The following is a 779-nucleotide window of genomic DNA, read 5'->3' on the forward strand; positions in this document are numbered from 1 at the left end:
TTTTATTTAATGTGAATGATCAAGAAGGGACGGTTCGTCAGGTTGCTGAGAGTGCAATGCGTGAAGTCATTGGTTCAAGGCCTGTTGATGATGTTTTACGTGATAAAAAAGAAGAAGTTGCAAGTGACGTTAGAAAAATTATTCAATTGACTGTAGATAAATATCAACTTGGTGTTGAAATAAGCCGTGTGTCGATCAGTGAAGCTGCTCCTCCTACCAAGGTTGCTGCTGCGTTTAATTCTGTCCAGCAAGCAGAACAGGAGCGTGGGCGAATGATTGAAGAGGGAAATCGTGTGCGTTTTAATAAGATTGGTTTAGCCAATGGTGAGGCTTCACGAACGCGGGAGATTGCAAAAGGTGAAAAAGCACGAATGGTTGAGGAGGCAACAGGGCGTGCTGAGCGTTTTCAGGCTATAGCTCGTGAATCTGCAATTTCACCAGAGGCCGCTCGTTATCGTCTTTATATGGAGACGATGGGGCGTATTTTTTCTTCACCAAATAAGTTAATTCTTGATCAAACGAATTCTCCAGCGGTGCCTTATCTTCCTTTGAATGAATTGTTGCGTAGCAATTCATCAGAAAAAGTGAAAACAAGATCAGCGCATTCTGCATCGTTGTTGGATAATCACATTTCTGGAGGACGCTAATGATGCAGCAGTCTCGTTTTTTGTTTATGTTGAGTGCTATAGTGCTTATTTTCATGGTTTTGTGGATGTCCGTTTTTATTGTCTATCCTCGTCAGCAAGTGGCAATTAAACGTTTTGGGCAAATTGTTAAAG

General features: G+C 41.7%; 1 protein-coding gene and 1 pseudogene. Both read left to right on the top strand.

Going from position 1 to position 779, the window contains the following annotated elements; translation table 11 throughout:
• Positions 1-647 (top strand): protease modulator HflK (hflK, locus tag ACFIO5_RS10515; protein WP_375705371.1); only part of this gene is annotated, 647 nt, incomplete at its 5' end.
• A 2-nt stretch (positions 648-649) separates the two neighbouring features.
• Positions 650-779: pseudogene (locus tag ACFIO5_RS10520) on the top strand (protease modulator HflC); the annotation flags it as partial.

Source organism: Bartonella sp. AA86SXKL (assembly GCF_042196885.1).